The sequence below is a fragment of the Nocardioides sp. YJ-D4 genome (genome assembly GCF_054031495.1).
The window spans coordinates 3764869-3784513 of sequence record NZ_CM132932.1 but is presented as its reverse complement, the minus strand read 5'-3'; the positions used below and the strand labels follow the sequence as shown (position 1 = coordinate 3784513).

Genomic DNA, 19645 nt, shown 5'->3' with positions numbered 1-19645 from the left:
ATCAGCCGTCGATCACCACGGTCCCCTTCGCACGCGAGACGCACAGGATCATGTGACCATCGCGCTCGTAGTCGGCGAGCGCATGGTCGCGGTGCTCGACCTCGCCCTCCAGCACCCGCACCCGGCAGGTGCCGCAGAACCCCTGCTGACAGGAGTACGCCTGGGTCGGACGCACCCGGCGGACGGCGGTCAGCGCCGACTCCTCGGCGCCGACCTCCACCTCGACGTCGGAGTCCTCGAGGCGAACCCGGAACGGGCGGCCGCCGAGCACCGGCGGCGGCGAGAACCGCTCGTAGTGCAGCGTGTCGATCTGCGGGTCGGGGATCTGCGCACGGATCGCGTCGATCATCGGCATGGGCCCGCAGCAGTAGAGAGCCGCACCCTCCGGAGCGAGCGAGATGATCTTGGCGGCGTCCGGCGTGCCCATCTCGTCATCGGGCCACAGCTGGATCTCGTGGTCGCCGACGATCTCCCGGATCTCGGCCAGGAACGGCATCGTCTCGCGGGAGCGGCCGGTGTAGACGAACTCGTACGGCACACCCCGGCGCACCACGTCACGCAGCATCGGCAGGATCGGCGTGATCCCGATGCCACCGGCGACGAAGAGGTATCCGGCGGGCGAGGCGACGAACGGAAAGGCGTTGCGCGGCCCCTTCAGGACGAGCCGGTCGCCGACGGCGAGGAAGTGCGCCTCGACGGAGCCGCCGCCTCCGCCCGCGGTCGGCTCGATCCGCCGCACGCTGATCCGGTAGGCGGAGAGGTCGTCGGGGTCGGAGTTGAGCGAGTACTGCCGCAGCCGGCCGCTGGGCAGCACCACGTCGACGTGCGCGCCCGGGTCCCAGGCCGGCAGATCGGTGCCGTCCTCACGCTCGAACCAGATCGCCCTGACGTCGAGGCCCTCCTCGTCGATCCGGCTGACGCGTACGTGCAGGTCGCGGTCGATCCTGCCGAGCGGCTTGCGGCGCCGCCAGGATCGGTAGGCGGCCTTGGTCCAGTAGCCCCCGACGATCGCCTCGAAGCCCCGGTAGAGCCGCGAGTCGGGGATGTCCGGGACCGTGTAGTGCGCAGGCTTGGTCACCGCGCCGTCTCCTGTGCCGTCTCCTGTGCCGTCTCCTGTGACTCCGCGATGGCGTCGGCCCGCAGCGCCGCCGGAGACTTGGCCAGGTAGCTCACCGCCTGGGAGGTCGAGCCCTCCGCGGACGGGTCGTAGTTGGGCAGGAAGAACTTCCAGGTCGCCCACCCGATGCGTACGACACCCGGCACCAGCCCGCGACGCTCGGCGTCGATCAGCTTGAGCAGCCCCGCCTTCGGCCGCTTCGCAGGATCGGGCTCGGTGGGGTCGTTCTTCATCAGGTAGCCGGCGCCTCGCCACCACAGGACGAGCAGCGCGGTGCCGCCGAGCAGGTAGGAGCGGATCCGACGGGAGTAGCGCCCATCGACGTGCTGGAAGACGTCGTAGGCCACGTTGCGGTGCTCGACCTCCTCCGCGCCGTGCCAGCGCAGCAGGTCGAGCATCGTCTCGTCGGCGCCGATCTCGTCGAGCGCGGGCGAGTTGAGCACCCAGTTGCCGAGCACGGCGGTGAGGTGCTCGAGACCCGCGATGATCGCGGCGCGCTCGATCAGCCACTCCTCCTTGGCCCGGCCGGTCAGGTCGCGGTCGCCGAGGATCTTGCGGAACAGGGCCTCGATCTCGGCCGCGAACGGACGTACGTCGAGACCGTTGTCGGTGAAGTAGTCCTGGACCTCCTGGTGGGCGGCGGCGTGCACGCCCTCCTGGCCGATGAAGCCGATCACGTCCTCGCGCAGCTGGTCGTCCTCGATCAGCGGCAGGATCTCGGAGAACACCTTGACGAACCACCGCTCGCCCTCGGGCAGCAGCAGATGCAGCACGTTGACGTAGTGGGAGGCGAAGACCTCGCCCGGGATCCACACCAGCGGCAGCCTGCTCCAGTCGAACGTCACGTTCCGCGGGTGGAGGGCCACCTTGGCCGGCTCGTGCCCGCGCTTGGTCTCCTTCGTCAGCTTGCTCATCGCACACCCTCCTTCTCGATGAAGGCCGCGATCTCGCCCGCGACCAGCTCCGGATCCGCGGCCACCACCCAGTGTCCGCCGTCGATGACCTGGGTGACCAGCGAGGATGCGTACGCCCGGGGCGCCTCGGTCTGCAGCGGCACCGTCACATAGGCGTCGTCACGAGGGGCGATCACCAGCACCGGCACCTCCGTCGACCGCGGCTTCGGACGGAGCAGCTTGCCGAGAAAGTTGGCCCGGTAGAGCTCGACACCGTTGACCTGGTCCTTCGTCGGCCGATCCTCGCCACCGACGAACTTGGCGAGCAGCCCCGAGCGCACCATCGCCTCGGGCAGCAGCGGCAGCTGGAAGGCGAAGACGTACCAGGAGTGGGCCAGCTGCCGCAGCGAGCTCCCCAGGTGGCTCCGCTCGCGCAGCCAGGTGGTCGCCATCCCGAGGTCGGGCCCCGAGATCGAGACGTACGTCGCGATCCGGCTCCTCAGCGCCGAGTCGGTCACCGACTCCCAGGTCTGGATCGAGCCCCAGTCGTGCGCCGCGACGTGCACCGGCGCGTCGGGCGAGACGGCGTCGATGACCGCCTTGAAGTCTGCGGAGAGCTGCACCAGGCGATAGCCGGCGGTCGAGTCCGGAACCCCGGACTCCCCCGTGCCGCGCACGTCATAGGCGACGACGTGGAAGCGCTCGGCGAGCACCTTGGCGACCCCGTCCCAGACGGAGTGGTTGTCGGGGTAGCCGTGGACGAGCAGCACGGTCTCGGCATCGGCCGGCCCCTGCTCGTAGACGGCGAGCGTCAGCCCGTCGGTCGTGTCGACCAGCCGTTGGGTCACCTCGGTCACGCTTCCTCCTCCGTTCGCGGGTGTCTCACCGAACAGATTAATGAGACACCGTGTCCGCAAACAATAGCAAGCGCAGATCCGGACTCACCGAAAAGACCGGCCCGCCGCAGACGTGTCTGCGGCGGGCCGGGGAGAGAGCTGCGGCTACGAGGCGCTGTGGGAGTCGGCCAGGCGCGACTCCTCGGCGGCTTGCTCCTCGAGCTCCTTGCGGCGGCGTTCGACCTGCAGAGCGACCTCGGCAGGGTCGTCGATGAGAGCGGCCATGCCGCCTGGGACACGCTCGAGCGCCTCCCGGGCGAAGATCTGCTGCATGGTGGTGGTGCGCTCGGAGCGGTCCTTGCCGATGAACGACATCATCCAGTGCAGGGTCGCGGTGAGCCGGTTGCGGAACCCGGTCATGTAGGCCAGGTGGACCACGAGCCAGCCGAACCAGGCGAGGATGCCGGTGAGCCTGAAGTTGCCCATCATCAGGACCGCGTTGAAGCGGGAGATGGTGGCCATCGAGCCCTTGTCGAAGTACTTGAAGTCGCCGGGCTCCGGCTTGTTCTTCAGGCGGGCCTTGATCGTCTTGGCCGAGTGCTTGCCACCCTGGATCGCGACCTGCGCGACACCGGGCAGGTGGTTGAGGTTGATCATGTCGCCGACCACGAAGATCTCGGGGTGGCCCGGCAGCGTCAGGTCGGGGTTGACCGCGATCCGGCCGGCCCGGTCGAGCTCGGCGCCGGTCTGCTCCGAGAGCGTCTTGCCGAGGGGGGAGGCCTGGACACCCGCGGCCCAGATCTTGGCGATCGAGCCGATCCGCTGGGTCGTGCCGTCCTTGAACTTCATCTCGATGCCGAACTCGTCGACGTGGGTGACCATCGCGCCGAGGACGACCTCGACACCGGCCTTCTCCAAGGCCTTCTCGGCCTTGGCACCGAGCTTCTCGCCGAACGGCGGCAGCACCTGCGGCGCCGCGTCGACCAGGACCACCCGGGCCTTCTCCGACTGGATGTGGGTGAAGTCCTTCTTCAGCACCCGCCGGGAGAGCTCGGCGATCTGGCCGGCCATCTCCACACCGGTCGGGCCGGCACCCACGACGACGAAGGTGAGCAGGTCACCGATCGGCTCGCCGCGCGAAGCGGTCAGCTCGGCGATCTCGAAGGCCCCGAAGATGCGGCCGCGCAGCTCGAGCGCGTCGTCGATCGACTTCATGCCGGGCGCGAACTCGGCGAAGTGGTCGTTGCCGAAGTAGGACTGGCCGGCACCGGCAGCGACGATCAGGGAGTCGTAGGGAACGTCGATCTCCTGGTTGAGAATGCTCGCCTTGACCGTCTTGGCCTCGGTGTCGATCTCATTGACCTCGCCGAGCAGCACGCTGGCATTCTTCTGCCGGTGCAGGATGTCTCGGGTCGGCGGGGCGATCTCGCCCTGCGAGAGAATTCCGGTCGCCACCTGGTAGAGCAGCGGCTGGAAGAGGTGATGGGTCGTCTTCGCGATCAAGGTCACCTCGACGTCGTCGCGGCCCTTGAACGCCTTCGCGGAGAAGAGACCCCCGAAGCCTGAACCGATGATGACGACCCGGTGCTTTGCCTGGTCCGCTGACATTGCTTATACCCTCCGCTACCTCAACACAAGAGACCGTTTGAACGTTCCACTCACTATTCTGAACCATCACACCGGTTCTGTTCATCCCGGGGCGCACGACTGCTACGTCACAGTTGCCGCCACGCCGCTGAGCATGCGTGCTCACCGCGTGTCCGTCGCTCGGCCGAAAGCATCTGACTTTAATCTGTGAGGGTCACCGGGACCTTGTGCCCTAGTGGTCCATGGCCCGGATCAGACACCTTCAAGTGCGGAAAATCCTTGCAACGAACAACACACAACGAGATCGTGTGTACGCCGACCCGCGAGATCGGAGGAGACCATGCCGTTGAGCCGGCCAGCTCTCCTGCTCCGCACCGGCTCCCGCGCCGTCCAGGACGCCCGCGTCTGGGTCCGGACGGCCTGCGAGGAGATCGACCGCACCGACCTCGTCGACTGTGCTGAGTTCGGCGTCTCCGAGCTGGTCTCCAACGCGCTCTTCCACGGCACCGCCCCGGTCACGATCCGGATGCGCGGCACCGTCGACCACCCCCGCGTCGAGATCCGGGACGGCTCGACCGAGCCGCCCCTGCTGCCGGTCCCGCTCGCGCTCGACGACGAGGACGAGGTCCTGCTGACGGTCGGTCGCGGCCTCTCGATCGTGGCCAGCGTCTCGGAGGCCTGGGGCGCCGACATCGACACGTCCGGCAAGACAGTCTGGTTCACCCCCGCGACCGAGATCGACGAGGGTGACGGTGTCGAGGGCGTGATCACCGGACCTCCCGGTGCACCCCCGAAGCCCGAGCGCCTCGGCACCGAGGCGGTCGAGGTCAGCATCCTCGGCGTACCTCTGGCCCTCTACAAAGGCTTCCAGCACCACTTCCGGGAGCTGAGACGGGAGGTACGCCTCCTCTCGCTCGCCCACGCCAACGACTACCCGCTCGCCGCCAGCCTCTCGGCCCTGTTCGGCTCGTTGGAGCGCCAGCTCCTCGACGGCCTCGGCCACGGCCAGCTCTCCGGGGTGATCGGGTCCGGCTCCGGCCGCGACCGGGAGACGGCCGACCTGCACGTACGCATGCCGCGGTCCGCGGCCGAGACGATGCGTCGCTTCCTCGACATGCTCGACCTCATCGACGAGTTCTGCCGCCAGGAGCGGCTGCTCGTCCTGGCCCGCTCGCCCGAGCAGGTCTCCTTCCAGCGCTGGTTCCTGGGCGAATACCTCACCCAGGCCGCCGGCGGCCGCCCCACCAGGTGGAGCGCGGCGCAGATGACCGGCCTCCGTTAGAAGCCGTACGCTGTCGGCGTGCTGCGTGAGCATGGCGACCTGCTCGCCCCCATCGCCGCCGGCGGAGCGCTCGGTTCACTGGCTCGCTGGGGCCTCACCACCGTCCTCCCCCACGGCGGCCACTCCTGGCCGTGGGCGACCTTCCTCACCAACGTCTCCGGCTGCCTGCTGCTGGGCGCGCTGATGGCATTCGTCCTGGGCCCGTTGGCCACTGTCCCGTTCTGGGGCCGCTACCTGCGCCCGTTCCTCGGGGTCGGTGTGCTCGGCGGCTACACCACGTTCTCGACCTACGAGCTCGAGACGTACGTCCTGAGCGGGCCCGCGCCCGCGCTAGCGATGCTCTACGTGCTCGCCTCGGTGGTCTGCGGGATCGGCGCCGCCTGGCTCGGGCTGACGCTCGGCCGGGTGGTCGTGCTCGACAGCGGCCGGAAGGTCGTGGTCGACGGCATCGACCCCGACCTCGATCCCGACCCTGCCCGAGGAGAGGACGGATGACCGCGCTCCTGGTCCTGGTCGGCGGCGCGGTCGGGGCGCCGGCGCGCTACCTCACCGACCTCTACGTCCGGCAGTGGACCGGCGGAGACTTCCCGTGGGGAACGATGGCGGTCAACGCCGCCGGCTCGCTCGTGCTCGGCCTGCTGGCCGGGGCGGCCGCGAGCGGCGTACTTCCCGGGTGGGTGCTCACCCTGGCCGGGACGGGCTTCTGCGGGGCGCTGACGACGTTCTCGACGTTCTCCTACGAGACCGTCCGCCTGGCCGAGGACGGCCGGTGGCGGTCGGCCGCACTGAACGTCCTCGGCTCCCTCGCGGTCGGGACCGTCGCGGTCACCCTCGGCTGGGTTGCGGGCTCGGCGCTCTAGGCCCAGCGGTTAGGCCCAGCCGGTCAGGCCCAGCCGAGCTGGTGCAGCTTCTCGTCGTCGATGCCGAAGTGGTGGGCGATCTCGTGGACGACGGTGATGCGGATCTCGGCGGCCAGGTCGACCTCGTCCACGCACATCTGCTGGAGGGGCTGGCGGAAGATGAAGATCCGGTCCGGCAGCGTGAGGCCGTCGAGGTCGTTGCGGTCGGTCAGCGCCACGCCGTCGTAGAGACCGAGGGTGTCTTGGGGCTCGCCCTCGGGCGGCCACTCCTCGACGAGCACGACGAGGTTGTGCACCTGAGCGGCCAGCTCGTCCGGAATGGCGTCGAGCGCCTGGTCCACGAGTTCGTCGAAGCGCTCCGGGCTTATCTCAATCCCCACAGCAGACATTCTGCCGGGTGACAGTTACCCCTACGCAACTGCTTCCGAAGTATTTTTCCGAAGGTTTGCGCGAGCCTGGCGCTCCAGGTCCCGCTGGTGGAGCTCTCCGTTGCGCGGGCGACCGCGGGTGCGCTTGCGTGCGACGACGATCCCCTCGTAGAAGACCTCGCCACCCCACACACCGTGCGGCTCCTGCCGGGCGATCGCACCCTGCAGGCAGGAGCGCTGCAGCGGACACGTACGACACAGCTCCTTGGCACGGTCCGCGTCCGCGCTGGTCGCGGCGAACCACAGATCGCCGTCCTCGATCGCACACGGCAGCTCGCTCCAGTGCACGCCGGTCGTCTCTCTTGCCGTCGCCACAGGCGAAACAGTCATCACAGCCCCATCCCCTCGCTGATCCCCCTCGTCAGGGATACCCACTGAAGAGGGTGGTCGGATGGCCTGTCAGTTTTCTGTCAATAGGCAGGTGCTTGGAGTGGTCACGCAGAGTTGAGACGTCATCTACATCAGGGGATTCCACAACATCGCGACCCTGCTGGTACAAACTGTCCACACTAGAGGGTGGAAGGGCTAGGGTTTGCGAACATGCGCTCAATGAGAAGGGCCTCGGCGTCCATCACCGTAGGCCACCGACCTGTGGAGGATTTCCACCGACGGATGGCGCATGATCCCAACAGTCGAGCCATCGCCTCGGAGACCCGCGACTGGCTCCTGGTGAAGTCCCTGCTGCAGCCCGGTGAGGTCCAGTGGGCCCGGGTCGCGGTCAAGTTTCCCCACGAGGGAAACGCCTCGGGTCACGCCTTCCTGACCGACCGCCGGGTGATGTTCGAGTTCCACGAGCGCGTCTTCTCCGTCAACCTGGCCGTCCTCACCTTCATCGGCGTCCCGCCCCCGCCCAGCCTGGGCGACTTCATCATCGAGGCGCTGGTCCCCGGATCGTCGTACTCCACGACGATGAAGATCCGGGACAAGGACGCCTTCCACGACTTCTTCCCCACCCTCGACTACGCCGCGCGAGCCGCCGGCGCCCAGGTGAACGTCGACGCCAGCTGGGGTGGCGAGTACGGCACGGGCAACCCCTACGGCCAGCCCTCCCCGAACAGCTACGGCGTAGCGCCCGCCCCGGGCTCCTACCCGAACCCGGGCTCCTACCCGAACACCGGCTCCTACTACCCCAACCAGGGTTCGTACGGAACCAACACCGGCTCCTACGGCCAGGCGCCGAACACGGGTGCCCAGCGCACCGTCGGCAACGGCCCGTACGTCGGTCAGCAGGGCGCCCAGCAGCGCGCCCGCGAGGAGGCCGCGCTGATCGAGGCCAACCTCGCCCACGCGCTGCCCGCCTTCCTGCACGAGGGTGAGTCGATCCTCGCCGGGGCCGACATGATCCAGAACATGACCGACGTCGAGATGAAGGTGATGGCCACCGAGTCACGCCTGATCGTCGTCGAGGGCAACATCCTGTGGGCCTCCCCGCTGGAGCACACCCACGTCATCTACGCAGGCGGCGAGCGCAGCCACCTGCGGCTGCTGGCCGACCGGGTCACCGAGACCATGGCGCTGACCCCGGGACCGCCGACGGCCAACCCGTCCGACCGGCGCCGCCTCGTACTTCGTACGCTGCGCGACGCCGCTGCCGGCGAGCAGCTGCACAACCACCTGACCACCAACGGTGGCCAGGTCTTCGACGCCTGGCCCGAGTAGCCGGCCGCGGCGTACGAGATCTGCTTCTACCTACGACGAGAGCCCCAGCCACGTGGCTGGGGCTCTCGTGCGTGAAGCGGGGTTCAGTCCTGCGGGTTGAAGAACAGCCCGAGCGCGACCGCCCAGACGAGGTGCCACAGGTAGACACCCAGGACGGTGCCCCACCCGAGGTTGATCGAGAAGAAGCCCGGGTCGACGCCGATGACGTCCTCCGGGTGCAGGGCCGGGATCCACCAACCGCAGGACGCGGTGGCGAGGAACATACCCATGCCGAGCGAGCGCGCGAGGTTGCTCGAGGTGGTGTGGGTCTTGCCGAGCCACGGGAAGATCACCAGAGCGTAGGCGAGCGCGAAGACCATGCCGTTGAAGTAGTGGAAGCCCATACCGGCGAACCACTGCGAGACGGCGAAGCCGGCCTCGTTGGCGGTGGCGTTCGGGGTCAGGATGACGCCGTTGAAGAACGCGAAGTCCAGCGGGCCCTCCATGATGCCGAGGCCGTAGATCCAGTAGCCGAACATCGTGGCGAGCTGGGTGGCACCGAAGCCGGCAACGAGCGCGCCGATGAGGCGGTTGTTGTTGACGAACTGCGGCCAGTGCGTTCCGGTGGTCTGCGCCATCACGGCCGGCTGCTGGATCGCCGGCTCCTGGTACTGAGGCTGGGCCTGGGACTGCTGCGGACGCTGGTCCCAACCAAGGGCGGGGGGCTGCTGCTGCGCGGGGGCGGCCGGGGTGCGGTAGGCACCGTTCGTCTGCATCCGTGACGCAAGCTCGTCCGCACTCGCCGCATGGGGCGGCCGATGCGGGTAGTACGACGACATGGTGGTGTTGCCTCCTGAATACCGAACGTCTTAGTCGTTCCCCCGTGCCCTGCCGAATTGCGACGTCGACACAAGCGGCAGAATCCTCTCACGAGAGGACAGCAGCCCGCACGTTACCGCCAAATCGGCTTATATCCCACAGGGACGAACGGCCCGAACCGGGGGTGAGATCGGGGGATCTCTGGCCCGAGACTCCTGCCGAAGCAGGACGACCACCCTCCCACGCTCGAGGCCCCCCGCGCTCGCCACACCCCGGCGTGTCACGCCCTCCGGGAACAACACCCGACCCACAAGTCACACCGGCAGAAACAAGCCTCTCCAGCCACACCAACCAGAGCGCAAAGTGGCCCCGACAGGCTCTACCCGCACCAGAGCGAACGATCCCCCGAGCAACTAAGGGGGTGCGGGGGATATCCCCCGCCGCGGCCGGAGGCCGCCATGAAATGCAAGAGACGACGTGGACTTCCCTTTGGAAGTCACACGCCGCCTTCGACTCTTGCGACCCTGACGAGACTTGAACTCGCGACCTCCGCCGTGACAGGGCGGCGCGCTAACCAACTGCGCTACAGGGCCTTGTTTGTTTCCGCTGTGTGCGGCAACGGGAAAAACATAGCCCATGGGTGCGGAGGATTCACAATCGGGGAGGGGTCCTACTCCTCGAAGGGCTCTTCGCCCTTGGGTTCCTCGTCGGTGAGGCCTTCCACGAGCCGGTTCTTGACCATGTAGGCCATGGCTCGTTCGGCCGCACGGGCCTTGCGCCGGAGGGCCTCGACACTGGGAGCCTTCTCGTCGCTGTAGGCCGCGAGCCGGGCGACCTCGCGCCCGGTCTGACGCTGGATCTCGGACATCGCGAGCCAGACGCCGAGGTCCTGCTCGAGGCCTTCCCGGGAGCGCAGGATCGCGGCGGTGAGGAGCTGGATGACGGTCACCTCGACGTCCTCGGCGGTGGACGAGCTGGAGACGAGGGTGGCGGCGATCGTGCCGGCGCCGGTGGTGGTGATCGCCCCGGCGGTGACGAGTCCGCCGACCATCCCGCCGGGACCGAAGGCGGAGAGCGCGCCGATGATCGCCGCTCCCCCGGCGAGCCCGGCGGGGGCGGCGAGGGCGAGCCCGATCGGTCCGGCGACCAGCACGGCGGCGCCGATCCCGATGCCGACCCACAGCTTCCATTGGTCGACCGGGTAGACGGCCTTCGAGGCGGACTGCATCGCGATGTGCAGGTTCTCGCCGAGTCCGCCCCCGAGTCCCATCCAGACCGTCAGGTCGTGGAATGCCTGGCGGCGTACGTCATCGGGCACATCGATCTCGTAGGGCCGCACCGGGTTGGCGGTCGCCAGCGCCACCAGGGCGAGGACGGCCTCCTCCTTGGAGAGCTGGGTCAGCGGCTTGGGCCGCGGCAGGTCTCGGTCGCTCGGGGTGTCTGGTGAGACGCGCAGGTCGAGGAGCTGCTGAGGGATGCGTACGCCGTCGTTGCGGTAGTTCTCGAGCAACCGTTCCAGGACCTCGTGCTGGACGACGCGCAGCGCGGCGCCGAAGCGCTCCTGGGTGGCGCCCTTGAGGTGGTCGCGCAGGAACTGGGCGTACGCGAGCCACAGGGCCAGACGGACCTCGAGCGAGTTCAGGGAGACGTCGGGGGTGCCCTCGACGATCGCGAGCTCCTTGGTGAGGGAGCCGAACAGGCCGCGCCCGATCGCGGTGGCGACCGGCTTGGACCGGAGGTAGGTGGTGGTGCGGTGGTCGAGGCCGAGCCCGACCTGGAGGTCGAGCGCCCACGGGAAGTGGCGCCAGATGCCGCGCAGGCCGGTCACCGCGTCGCCGTTGCTCCAGACGTTGACCCACCAGCCGACGTGGTCGACCGGCGCCTTCATCTCCAGTCGGTCGGAGTCCTCGTGGAGGTTCGGGTGGGCGGCCGGGCTGCCGATCGTCACCAGCCCGGTGACCGTCAGCTTCGGCGGGAGCCGGCGCAGCAGGTCGATCGCGATGATCGAGCCGAGACTGTGGCCGACGATGACGATCTCGCCCTCCTCCGGGAGCTCGTCCAGGACCATCCGCAGCGTACGTGCCCGGATGCCGGGCTTGGTCACGTAGTTGTGGGCCTGGCGGAGCACGCGCAGCACGATCGGCGCCAGCGAGTCGGTGACGCCGACCGGCGAGGCGGGCACGGGTTCGCCGAGGATCGACTCCAGCTCGGCGGTCGCGCGCTCGACCCGGCGGCGTACGTCCCGCTGCTCGGCGGCGCTCAGCCTCGGGGTGGTGACCGGCGGGATCTTGATGGTCTTGTCGCCGTCGTCGGTGCGCAGCACGTCGGGATACTTCGGCGCGATCACCTCGACCTCGTCGAGCCCCGGGTAGCCGGCATCCTGCAGCGCCTGGTCCAGCGCGCGGCGCCAGGCGTCGCGGGGGTCGCCGTTGCCGACGCCGTGAAGGTAGAGAAGCGAGACCACCTCTCGATTCTCCCCCATGTCGGGAGCAGCTTCGCCTATTGGGACGTCGGGGTCAGTCGGCGTCCAGGCCCTGCTCGATGGCGTAGCGGGTGAGCTCGACGCGGTTGTGCATCTGGAGCTTGCGCAGGGTGTTCTGTACGTGGTTCTGGACCGTGCGATGGGAGAGCACCAGGCGGTCGGCGATCTGGCGGTAGCTCAGGCCCTTGGCGACGAGCTTGAGGATCTCGGTCTCGCGGTCGGTGAGCATGGGCTTGTCGCCGCGCACCTCGGTGGCGGCGCTGTGCTGGAACTCGCCCAGGACCAGGCCGGCGAGGCCGGGGGTGAAGACCGGGTCGCCGGCGGCGACGCGGCGTACGGCCTCCAGGAGCTCGTCGCGGGAGGCGGACTTGACCAGATAGCCGGTCGCGCCGGCCTTGACCGCGGCGAGCACGTCGTTCTGCTCGCCCGAGGCGGAGAGGATGAGGACCTTGGCCACCGGGTGCAGCGCGATGATCTCGGTGGTGACCTGGACACCGTCGGGCTCGGGGATGTGCAGGTCGAGCACCACCACCTCCGGCCGGGTCGCGGCGAACCGGGTGATCGCCTCACGGCCGGTGCTGGCGGTGGCCACCACCTCGAAGCCCGCGCCGGTCAGGTCGCGCTCGACCGCGTCGCGCCACATCGGGTGATCATCGACGACCATCACTCTGCTCATGCGTGCACTCCTGTTCGAGGGACCGTGAGCTCCCACTCGGTCCCGGTTGCTCCGGTGATCAGTTCAGCCTTGCCGCCGAGGTCCTCGATCCGGCCACGGATCGACTCGCTGATGCCGAGCCTGCCCTGCTCCCCGGCCTCGGCGACCCGGCCGTCCGCGATGCCCGGCCCGTCGTCACGCACCGAGACCTCGACGTGGTCGGGGAAGGCCTGCAGGAGCACCCAGGCACGGGCGTCCTCACCGACGTGGCGGCGTACGTTGTCCAGGGCCGCGCGGGTCGCCGCAACGATCTCCTCGGCCGGGCGTGCGGGCATCTCGACGGCGGTCGCGGGTCCGGACACGGTCACGGTCCCCGTCTCGAGCTCGGCGAGAGCCGCGGCCAGGTCGACCATCCCGACGGCCGGGCCACGGCCGGGCTGTTCGCCGCGGATCAGCGCTCGCAGCTCGCGCTCCTGCTCCCCCGCCAGCCTCCCCAGCTCGGCGGCGTCACCACCCAGCTCGCCGCCGCGGCGCTGGACCAGTGCCAGGACCTGAAGCACCCCGTCGTGGACGGCTCGAGCCAGCCGTGCCCGCTCCTCGGCCCGTGCGGCCGCGCGCTGTGCCTCGTCCCGTTCCAGCGCCATCCGCTGCACCGACTCGCACATGTAGCCGACCACCGGGCCGCCGATGACCAGCAGAAACGCGTTTCCGTAGATCGACTGGTCGATCTCCTGCCGCAGCACCAGATCGACGGTCGCCAGCGCCACCCCGGCCAGCAGACCGCCGAGCCAGCGGTAGTGGATCGCGCACGCGAGCAGCGCGCCGCTCACCCAGAACCCCGGCACGCTCGCCTGGAACCCCGGCCCCTTCACCAGCGGGGTCACGAGCATGAGTCCGAGCGCGATCGCCAGGTCGGCACCGACGAGCACCGCCGTGCGGCGGGCGGGTGCTGCGTACGCCCAGACGGCGAAGGCGGTCCACCCCACCATGACGAGCGCGCAGACCAGCGCGGCCGCGGGCGGGTCGAAGTTGGCGGCGCGGTAGATCGTCAACCCGACCGCGTTGACGAGCACGACCACGCGCAGCACCGCGAGAGCACGGAAGAGCCGGCTCTCGACCTCGATCGCCGCCGGCGACGTCCACGCACTCACAGTCGGAAGTGTCGCATCTGCGCCGCCGCGTACGCCCCGGATATGAGTATCCGTGCGGATGCCGGGACTGCGCACGGGCACGAGACTCGAAGGCATGGAGAACCAGGCACCCTCGAGCAAGCCGACGACGCTCTTCTTCGCCCAGTCGGCGCTCGCCTTCGCGATCGCTCTGGTCACGACACTGGCCGCGATCCTCTATCTGCCCACCGATCCGTGGCCGAAGGCGTTCCTCGCTCTCGCGACGATCTTCCTGACGACCTCGGCGTTCGCGCTGGCCAAGTGCGTGCGCGACTCGCAGGAGAGCCAGTACGTCGTCTCGCGGCTCGACCAGGCGCGGGTCGACAAGATCCTGGCCGAGCACGACCCCTGGAAGGAGGTCAGCTGATGCCGAGGACGAACGGTGGTACCCCCTACCGGATTCGAACCGGCGCTACCGCCGTGAAAGGGCGGGGTCCTGGGCCGCTAGACGAAGGGGGCCTGCCGGAACATCCTAGAGGCCTGCGTCCGAGGCCGCCAAAGCGAGGCCGTACGTCCGGTTTCGGGTCCCGATTCGGAACGTCGCGGTCGCTTCCGGTAATGTTTCACCTCGCTTGGGCAGGTAGCTCAGTTGGTACGAGCGATCGCCTGAAAAGTGATAGGTCGGCGGTTCGACCCCGCCCCTGCCCACAAGCAACAACCGGCTTCGACCAGCAGTTATGGGTCGAAGCCGGTTGTCATTCTGGATCAAGTCTCAGTGCACACCCTGCGTTTCCCGCACGCGCTTCGGCGGAACTACGCAAGGATGGTGGGCTGTGAAGTACGCCGATCCTGGTCGCTGCCCCGACTGCCGGGAGGCCTTCGAGCCCGGCACCAGCCCCTGCCCGCACTGCGGGCTGCCGCTGGAGAACGCCGTCGCGCAAGAGCTCTACGGCACCCTGCTACGGGCCGACGTACTCATGACGCGGTTGCGCTCGATCCGGGAGGAGGCGAGCCGAGCCGCGCGACGGACCCCGCCGCCCGCTCCCCTGCCGGTCGCCGCGCCGCCCGCGGCTCCGCCGCAGATCCAGCCCGAGCCCGAGGCCATCCCGCTCGCGGACCCGGCCGCCACCGCGATGGCCGGACCGGCGCCGTTCCCCGGCGCTCCGGTCGCCCGGCGGGCGCCGATCACGGTGCCGCTGATCCTCGTCGGCGTCGGCGTGCTCTTCCTGCTGGTCGCAGGCGTCATCTTCCTCGCGGTCGCCTGGGCCACCATGGGCGTCGGTGGCCGCACCACGATGCTGCTCGTCTTCACCGCGCTCTTCACGATCGGTGGCGCGGTGCTGATGCATCTGGAGCTGCGTGCCGGCACCGAAGGCGTCTGGACGCTCGCGCTAGGACTGCTCGCCCTGGACATAGCCGGCATGAAGTACGCCGGCTGGCTCGACGGAGTCGACTGGGACCGTGGCTTCCTGGTCATCGTCGGCGTGGTCGTCTTCCTGGCGGGCACCGTGATGTCTCTGATCGGCGCGCGCAGCGAGAAGCTCACCGCGGTGATCGGGCCACAGGTGGCGGCCGCCGCCGGCGTGCTCACCGCCCTGATCGGTCTCGAGCTCATCTCCGACCTCATCTGGTTCCCGCTGGTCGCAGCGGTCATCGCCCTCCTCGTGGTGATCGTGGCGAGCAAGACCGACCTGCAGGCGCTGACCCTCGGCTCGATGGTCGTGATGGCGGGCTTCTGGTTGATGCTGCTCGTCCGCGGCCTGGCCGACCCAGCCCTGACCGACTCCGAGCTGCTGCGAGGCGGCACCCTGCCGCTGCTGCTCGGTGCCGCCGCAGTGCTGACCGTCGTGGCGCTGCTGTTCCCGCTGCCCAAGGACGCGAAGGTGGCGATGGTCGGGGTGTCCCTCCTGATCGCCGCCTACACCTTCACCCAGCCCGCTCTCGACGACGGCGCGGTCACCCTGACGGTCGTCGCCGTGGTGGTCACCCTGGTCGCCGCCGGCGCGCTCGTCGCGCTCCCCCGGCCCTGGCGCTGGGCCGCCACCGCGTTGACGCCGTACGCCGTGGGCCTCGGCATCACCGTCCTCATCCTGGCGGTCTCGGCCGCCGTCCGGCTCGCGGCCGTGCCGTGGACCGAGTCCGCCTTCTCCCCGGTCACGGGTCCGGAGCCGTTGCTGCCGGGCTGGCTGACGCTGCCGTCGATGCTCGCGATCCTCGCCCTCGGGACCGCCTGGTTCTACCGGTACAACCCGCCCGCGTTCCGGACCTACCGCCCCACGATCGGCTGGATCACCATCGCGGGCGGCGTCTCCGGGTTCGCGATCACGGCCGCCTGCTACGGCGCCCCGCTGCTGTTCCCGGCGCTGCTGCTGCTCGGTGTCGCCGTCGCGCTGGCCTGGTGGGCGGAGCGATGGCCACGCCTCCTCGCCTCCGGCATCTTCGGGCTGGTCGCGCTCGCCGCGGCACTGCCCAGCGACCTGCTCACCGTGGTCGTCGCGCTCGCGCTGGCGGCGGTGGCTGCGTACGCGGGTCAGGGTCTGCTCGGCGTCGACCGCGAGGTCGCCGCCAGCTACTCGGTCACGACGCTCGCCCTCGGTCTGTGGTCGCTCGCGCCGCTGATCGACGTGGAGCGGCAGTGGGCCGCGTGCGTGATCGTCACGGTCCTCGGGCTGATCACGCTCTTCCGCTTCCGCGGGTCGGGCTGGTGGGCGGCCGTGGCCTGCGCCGCGATCTCGATCGGCATCGGCGCCGTGGACGTGACCTGGGCGGCGGTCCTGCTGACCATCGCCACCATCCTCGCCGCAGCCATCGGCCTGCACCATCGCCAGCCTCCCGCGCTGGCCGTGGCGGGCACCGTCGGCCTCGGCGGCGCCACGGCCGCGGTCCTCTCCAACGACGTGCTCGCGCTGGCCGTGACCCTCATCCTCACCGCGCTGGGCATCATCGTCGACCGCGTCCAGTCCGGCACGACCAGAGAGGTCGCGACCGCCTACTGGATCCTCGCCCTGACCGCTGCCGTGTGGCAGGCGGCCCGGCTGGCCGACATCGAGCGTCCCTACACCGCCGTGGTGGTCGTCGTGGCGATGGGCGTCATCGTGCTCGTACGCCGCAGCCCCGCCATCGAGGCCGCGGCCGCCACCGGCACCGCGGTGTCGATCGGCCTGGGTGCCTTCAACGAGGCCGGGGCGTTCGACACCGACTGGCTGGCGATCCTCCTGCTGATCGCCGGTGTCATGTGCATCGCGACGATCCTGCGTCACGAGCCGCAGCAGTCCGGGCCCCGGCTCACGGTCGCCGGTCTGCTCGGCCTGGGCTCGCTCGGCGCCGCCTTCACCAACGAGCTGCTGGCACTGGTCGTGGCCGGCGTGCTCACCGCCGCGGCCGTCGCCGTCGACCGGCTCACCCAGGAGCTGCAGACCAAGGCCGTCACCGCGCCCTACTGGATCATCACGCTGACCGCGTTCTGCTGGATGTTCGCCAACCTCAACGACATCCCCAAGCCGTACGCCGCGGCCGGGATCATCGTCATCCTGGCCGTCGTCACCATCTTCCGTCTGCTGCCCTCGGCCGAGATCACGGCCGCCGGCGCCGCGGTCGTCACGATCGTCGTCGGCACGGTCAGCCTCGGCCCCACGATCGTCCTGACCCCGGACGGGCCGACCGCGGTCGGATCTCGCGGAGTCGACCTGCCCTGGTTGAGCATCCTGCTGATCCTGGCCGGAGCCGCGGTCTCCGCGCACGCCATCGCCCACCACGAGCGTCGCTGGCTGGGGTGGGTCGGCGCCGGCCTGGCCACCGTCGCGCTGTGGATCCGGCTGGCCGACACCTCGGTCACGACCTGGGAGTACTACACCCTCCCGCCCGCGATCGCGCTGGTCGTCTTCGGCGTGGTCAAGCTCCGCCTCGACAGGGAGGTCGCCTCACTGCCGGTGCTCGGGCCGGGCGTCTTCCTGGCGCTCATCCCGTCCGTCCCGGCAGCCCTCCAGGACCCGGTCTCGATGCGGACCGCCCTGCTCGGCATCGCCTGCCTGGTCTTCATCCTCGGCGGCGCCTGGCTGCGCTGGGCAGCACCGCTGGTCGGTGGCGCCCTGGTCGCCTCGGTCCTGGCTCTGGCGCAGATGCCGTCGGCGCAGGCGCTGCAGCAGTGGTGGGTGCTCGGCGCGGCCGGGCTGCTGCTGCTCTTCCTCGGCATCACCTGGGAGGCACGCCTCCACGACCTGCGCCGGGCCACGGCTTATGTCCGGGGGCTGCGCTAGTCCGTGCCCCGCGATCCGGAAGACTGGAGCCGATGTTCCCCGAATTCAAGATCGTACGTCGCCAGCGCCCCGTCACGATCGCAGTCGAGTCGAGCAGCTTCTCCCGGCCCGCGGCCAACGCCGCGATCGAGGCGGCCTGTGACGGCCCGGTCTCGCTGAGCTTCACCTCGGGTGGGGATGTGCTCACCGGGCTCTACGACGGGCGGCGGGTGCGGCTCGAGGTGACGACCGGGTCGCGGCGTACCTCTCACGCGAGCCGGCGCCACGGCAGGGTCGGCCGCGGTGTGACGCGGTTCGCGCTGACGCTGACCGGGACGATGCTGACCGCGCTGACCTGTCAGGAGACGACCGGAGCGAGGTCGAGCGGCGAGCTTGCTCGTCCGCTCGCGCCGAGCGAGGGAGTAAGCGCGCGAAGCGCGAACGGCGCGTGGGTGGCCCGAGCGCGCGTCGATCTCACCGAGGTCGGGATCGAGCCGCGAGAGGAGTCGTGGCTCGCCGGCCTCGCCGCCGGCCACGAGGGCTCCGCCGCGGACGTACGCAGTGGCGCCTTCGGACAGCTCGGCCTGCGCGACATTCGGGTGGTGACGTACGCCGACGGCTCGCCGTTCCGCGAGGACGACGGCACCGTGCTGCTCACCGCCACCAGCGCAGGGCCCGGTTTCTTCCCCACGGCGCACACATCGGTGTGGGCGCTGGACCCGGTGACGTACGACCTCGTCCATCGCGGCGCGCTCTACTTCCGCCGGGACGGACTCGTCTACGGCGACCATGCCACCCACCTCGTGCGCGACGGCGACGAGTGGCTGGTCACGACGAGCACCTGGGGAGGATTCAAGGCGCCCGACAAGACCGACCCCAGCAAGCCGTGGAGCCCGGTCGGGGTCACGATCGCCCGCTCACGCGCGGACCTGACCCGAGGCGAGCACGTCCTCGACTCGACCCCGCTCGCGCTCCCGACAGACGGGCTCAGGTCGGTCGGCGTCTGGGATCCCCACGTCCTACGCCGCGACGACGAGTGGCTGGTCGGCTACGTGAGCGCCAGGAAGTACTTCGACTTCCATACCGTGCTCGCCAGCGGACCTCGCCTGGACGCGCTCAGCCTCCGGGCAGCACGAACCGACCGGACGGCCACCGAGGGCACCACGCTTGTCCCGCTGGGCGGCACAGTCGTCGTCGGCGCAAGCGACGGACGCGACAACCCGCGTCACGTCCGTGCTCGCTACCCGATCTTCGACCTGGACCTCAACGAGGTCGCAGAGCTCCGATCGGCGTACGTCACGAACCTTCCGTGGCCCACTCTGATCCCGGTGGGGAACGAGTGGTTGCACGTCGCCTTCGACGGCACGCCTCACGGCGGCCGGCTACCCGGCTACGGCACTCACGGGGAGGTTGTGATCAGCCGATCAGTCTGAGGGGATGTCGACCACGACGTCGCCGCCGTTGGCCGACAAACCCTAGTCGCGCGAGGATCCCGCGTCGTAGTCCGACCAGTCGTCGTAGTCGTCCGGCTTCGGATCGGACTTCTGACTGGTGTCTTCATCACCGTGAAGTTCGCGCGCAAGGGCCCCGAAGTCCGTCTCATAGGTCCGGTACTTCAGGTCGCGTGCGACCTTCGTCTGCTTGGCTTTCGCTCGGCCGCGCCCCATAGGGTCCAGCCCCCTCGTCGCACTTGGCCGGGATAGT

Annotated in this window: 18 protein-coding genes and 3 tRNA genes; 8 read left to right on the top strand and 13 right to left on the bottom strand. The window is 69.6% G+C overall.

Features of this window, described 5'->3' with window-relative positions; translation table 11 throughout:
* Nucleotide 1: 1 nt before the first annotated feature.
* The 4 genes from ACW14X_RS18045 to ACW14X_RS18030 all read right to left on the bottom strand — a co-directional run bounded on the left by ACW14X_RS18045 (nt 2) and on the right by ACW14X_RS18030 (nt 4454).
* Nucleotides 2-1078 carry a PDR/VanB family oxidoreductase gene (locus ACW14X_RS18045; protein WP_457162867.1) on the bottom strand — a complete coding sequence of 359 codons (1077 nt, stop codon included), beginning with the start codon at nt 1076-1078 and terminating at the stop codon, nt 2-4.
* Complete coding sequence (locus ACW14X_RS18040) at nt 1075-2031, bottom strand: metal-dependent hydrolase (RefSeq protein WP_457162866.1); 957 nt, start codon at nt 2029-2031, stop codon at nt 1075-1077. Before ACW14X_RS18040 ends, ACW14X_RS18045 begins: the two co-directional genes overlap by 4 nt.
* Nucleotides 2028-2867, bottom strand: a complete 840-nt coding sequence (locus tag ACW14X_RS18035; RefSeq protein WP_457162865.1) for an alpha/beta fold hydrolase — start codon at nt 2865-2867, stop codon at nt 2028-2030. Before ACW14X_RS18035 ends, ACW14X_RS18040 begins: the two co-directional genes overlap by 4 nt.
* A gap of 144 nt (nt 2868-3011) precedes the next feature.
* Nucleotides 3012-4454: an NAD(P)/FAD-dependent oxidoreductase gene (locus ACW14X_RS18030; protein WP_160026723.1), complete on the bottom strand. Its 1443-nt coding sequence runs from the start codon at nt 4452-4454 to the stop codon at nt 3012-3014.
* 319 nt (nt 4455-4773) lie between these two features.
* Between ACW14X_RS18030 and ACW14X_RS18025 the strand changes: the two genes are divergently transcribed.
* The 3 genes from ACW14X_RS18025 to crcB are packed head-to-tail and all read left to right on the top strand — an operon-like array spanning nt 4774 to nt 6575.
* The gene (locus tag ACW14X_RS18025) at nt 4774-5715 is read left to right on the top strand and encodes an ATP-binding protein (RefSeq protein WP_400466841.1); all 942 of its coding nucleotides are present in this window, start codon (nt 4774-4776) and stop codon (nt 5713-5715) included.
* A gap of 18 nt (nt 5716-5733) precedes the next feature.
* A complete protein-coding gene (locus ACW14X_RS18020) occupies nt 5734-6210 on the top strand; it encodes a FluC/FEX family fluoride channel (protein WP_160026721.1) in 477 nt (158 codons plus the stop codon).
* A complete protein-coding gene (crcB, locus tag ACW14X_RS18015) occupies nt 6207-6575 on the top strand; it encodes a fluoride efflux transporter CrcB (protein ID WP_457162864.1) in 369 nt (122 codons plus the stop codon). Before ACW14X_RS18020 ends, crcB begins: the two co-directional genes overlap by 4 nt.
* 23 nt (nt 6576-6598) lie before the next feature.
* On the opposite strand, the gene ACW14X_RS18010 is transcribed toward crcB, so the two are convergent.
* Entirely contained in the window at nt 6599-6964 is a 366-nt protein-coding gene (locus ACW14X_RS18010) for a metallopeptidase family protein (RefSeq protein ID WP_457162863.1), read from the bottom strand.
* A 21-nt stretch (nt 6965-6985) separates the two neighbouring features.
* Complete coding sequence (locus ACW14X_RS18005; RefSeq protein ID WP_350842017.1) at nt 6986-7333, bottom strand: WhiB family transcriptional regulator; 348 nt, start codon at nt 7331-7333, stop codon at nt 6986-6988.
* Between the two features lie 282 nt (nt 7334-7615).
* Here ACW14X_RS18005 and ACW14X_RS18000 point away from each other — a divergent pair, with 282 nt between their 5' ends.
* A complete protein-coding gene (locus ACW14X_RS18000; RefSeq protein WP_457162862.1) occupies nt 7616-8662 on the top strand; it encodes a hypothetical protein in 1047 nt (348 codons plus the stop codon).
* 83 nt (nt 8663-8745) lie between these two features.
* Here the strand turns inward: ACW14X_RS18000 and ACW14X_RS17995 are convergent, their stop codons facing one another.
* From ACW14X_RS17995 to macS, 5 genes are all read right to left on the bottom strand, one after another.
* Complete coding sequence (locus ACW14X_RS17995; protein WP_350661105.1) at nt 8746-9480, bottom strand: hypothetical protein; 735 nt, start codon at nt 9478-9480, stop codon at nt 8746-8748.
* Between the two features lie 499 nt (nt 9481-9979).
* Nucleotides 9980-10053 (bottom strand) — tRNA-Asp (locus tag ACW14X_RS17990).
* 77 nt (nt 10054-10130) lie between these two features.
* Nucleotides 10131-11924 carry a PGAP1-like alpha/beta domain-containing protein gene (locus ACW14X_RS17985; protein WP_160026715.1) on the bottom strand — a complete coding sequence of 598 codons (1794 nt, stop codon included), beginning with the start codon at nt 11922-11924 and terminating at the stop codon, nt 10131-10133.
* Nucleotides 11925-11976: 52 nt separating this feature from the next.
* Nucleotides 11977-12618, bottom strand: coding sequence for a response regulator transcription factor (locus ACW14X_RS17980; RefSeq protein ID WP_357358743.1), 642 nt, complete (start codon nt 12616-12618; stop codon nt 11977-11979).
* Nucleotides 12615-13748: a MacS family sensor histidine kinase gene (gene macS, locus ACW14X_RS17975; protein ID WP_457162861.1), complete on the bottom strand. Its 1134-nt coding sequence runs from the start codon at nt 13746-13748 to the stop codon at nt 12615-12617. Before macS ends, ACW14X_RS17980 begins: the two co-directional genes overlap by 4 nt.
* Before the next feature lie 94 nt (nt 13749-13842).
* Between macS and ACW14X_RS17970 the strand changes: the two genes are divergently transcribed.
* On the top strand, nt 13843-14133 hold the full coding sequence (locus ACW14X_RS17970) for a YiaA/YiaB family inner membrane protein (RefSeq protein WP_160026713.1): 291 nt from the start codon (nt 13843-13845) through the stop codon (nt 14131-14133).
* A 16-nt stretch (nt 14134-14149) separates the two neighbouring features.
* On the opposite strand, the gene ACW14X_RS17965 is transcribed toward ACW14X_RS17970, so the two are convergent.
* Nucleotides 14150-14225 (bottom strand) — tRNA-Glu (locus ACW14X_RS17965).
* Between the two features lie 115 nt (nt 14226-14340).
* Here ACW14X_RS17965 and ACW14X_RS17960 point away from each other — a divergent pair.
* The 3 genes from ACW14X_RS17960 to ACW14X_RS17950 all read left to right on the top strand — a co-directional run bounded on the left by ACW14X_RS17960 (nt 14341) and on the right by ACW14X_RS17950 (nt 19374).
* Nucleotides 14341-14414, top strand: a tRNA-Phe gene (locus tag ACW14X_RS17960).
* A gap of 125 nt (nt 14415-14539) precedes the next feature.
* Nucleotides 14540-17962: an SCO7613 C-terminal domain-containing membrane protein gene (locus ACW14X_RS17955; RefSeq protein WP_457162860.1), complete on the top strand. Its 3423-nt coding sequence runs from the start codon at nt 14540-14542 to the stop codon at nt 17960-17962.
* 32 nt (nt 17963-17994) lie between these two features.
* Nucleotides 17995-19374, top strand: a complete 1380-nt coding sequence (locus ACW14X_RS17950; RefSeq protein ID WP_457162859.1) for a hypothetical protein — start codon at nt 17995-17997, stop codon at nt 19372-19374.
* Between the two features lie 42 nt (nt 19375-19416).
* Here the strand turns inward: ACW14X_RS17950 and ACW14X_RS17945 are convergent, their stop codons facing one another.
* Nucleotides 19417-19608, bottom strand: coding sequence for a DUF3073 domain-containing protein (locus ACW14X_RS17945; RefSeq protein WP_160026710.1), 192 nt, complete (start codon nt 19606-19608; stop codon nt 19417-19419).
* Nucleotides 19609-19645: the final 37 nt, after the last annotated feature.

Coding starts and splice junctions, on each gene's coding strand:
- ACW14X_RS18040 (WP_457162866.1), bottom strand. CDS start 2,031: ATGAGCAAGCTGACGAAGGAGACCAAGCGCGGGCACGAGCCGGCCAAG.
- ACW14X_RS18030 (WP_160026723.1), bottom strand. CDS start 4,454: ATGTCAGCGGACCAGGCAAAGCACCGGGTCGTCATCATCGGTTCAGGC.
- ACW14X_RS18025 (WP_400466841.1), top strand. CDS start 4,774: ATGCCGTTGAGCCGGCCAGCTCTCCTGCTCCGCACCGGCTCCCGCGCC.
- crcB (WP_457162864.1), top strand. CDS start 6,207: ATGACCGCGCTCCTGGTCCTGGTCGGCGGCGCGGTCGGGGCGCCGGCG.
- ACW14X_RS18010 (WP_457162863.1), bottom strand. CDS start 6,964: ATGTCTGCTGTGGGGATTGAGATAAGCCCGGAGCGCTTCGACGAACTC.
- ACW14X_RS18005 (WP_350842017.1), bottom strand. CDS start 7,333: ATGACTGTTTCGCCTGTGGCGACGGCAAGAGAGACGACCGGCGTGCAC.
- ACW14X_RS18000 (WP_457162862.1), top strand. CDS start 7,616: ATGGCGCATGATCCCAACAGTCGAGCCATCGCCTCGGAGACCCGCGAC.
- ACW14X_RS17995 (WP_350661105.1), bottom strand. CDS start 9,480: ATGTCGTCGTACTACCCGCATCGGCCGCCCCATGCGGCGAGTGCGGAC.
- ACW14X_RS17980 (WP_357358743.1), bottom strand. CDS start 12,618: ATGAGCAGAGTGATGGTCGTCGATGATCACCCGATGTGGCGCGACGCG.
- ACW14X_RS17970 (WP_160026713.1), top strand. CDS start 13,843: ATGGAGAACCAGGCACCCTCGAGCAAGCCGACGACGCTCTTCTTCGCC.
- ACW14X_RS17950 (WP_457162859.1), top strand. CDS start 17,995: ATGTTCCCCGAATTCAAGATCGTACGTCGCCAGCGCCCCGTCACGATC.
- ACW14X_RS17945 (WP_160026710.1), bottom strand. CDS start 19,608: ATGGGGCGCGGCCGAGCGAAAGCCAAGCAGACGAAGGTCGCACGCGAC.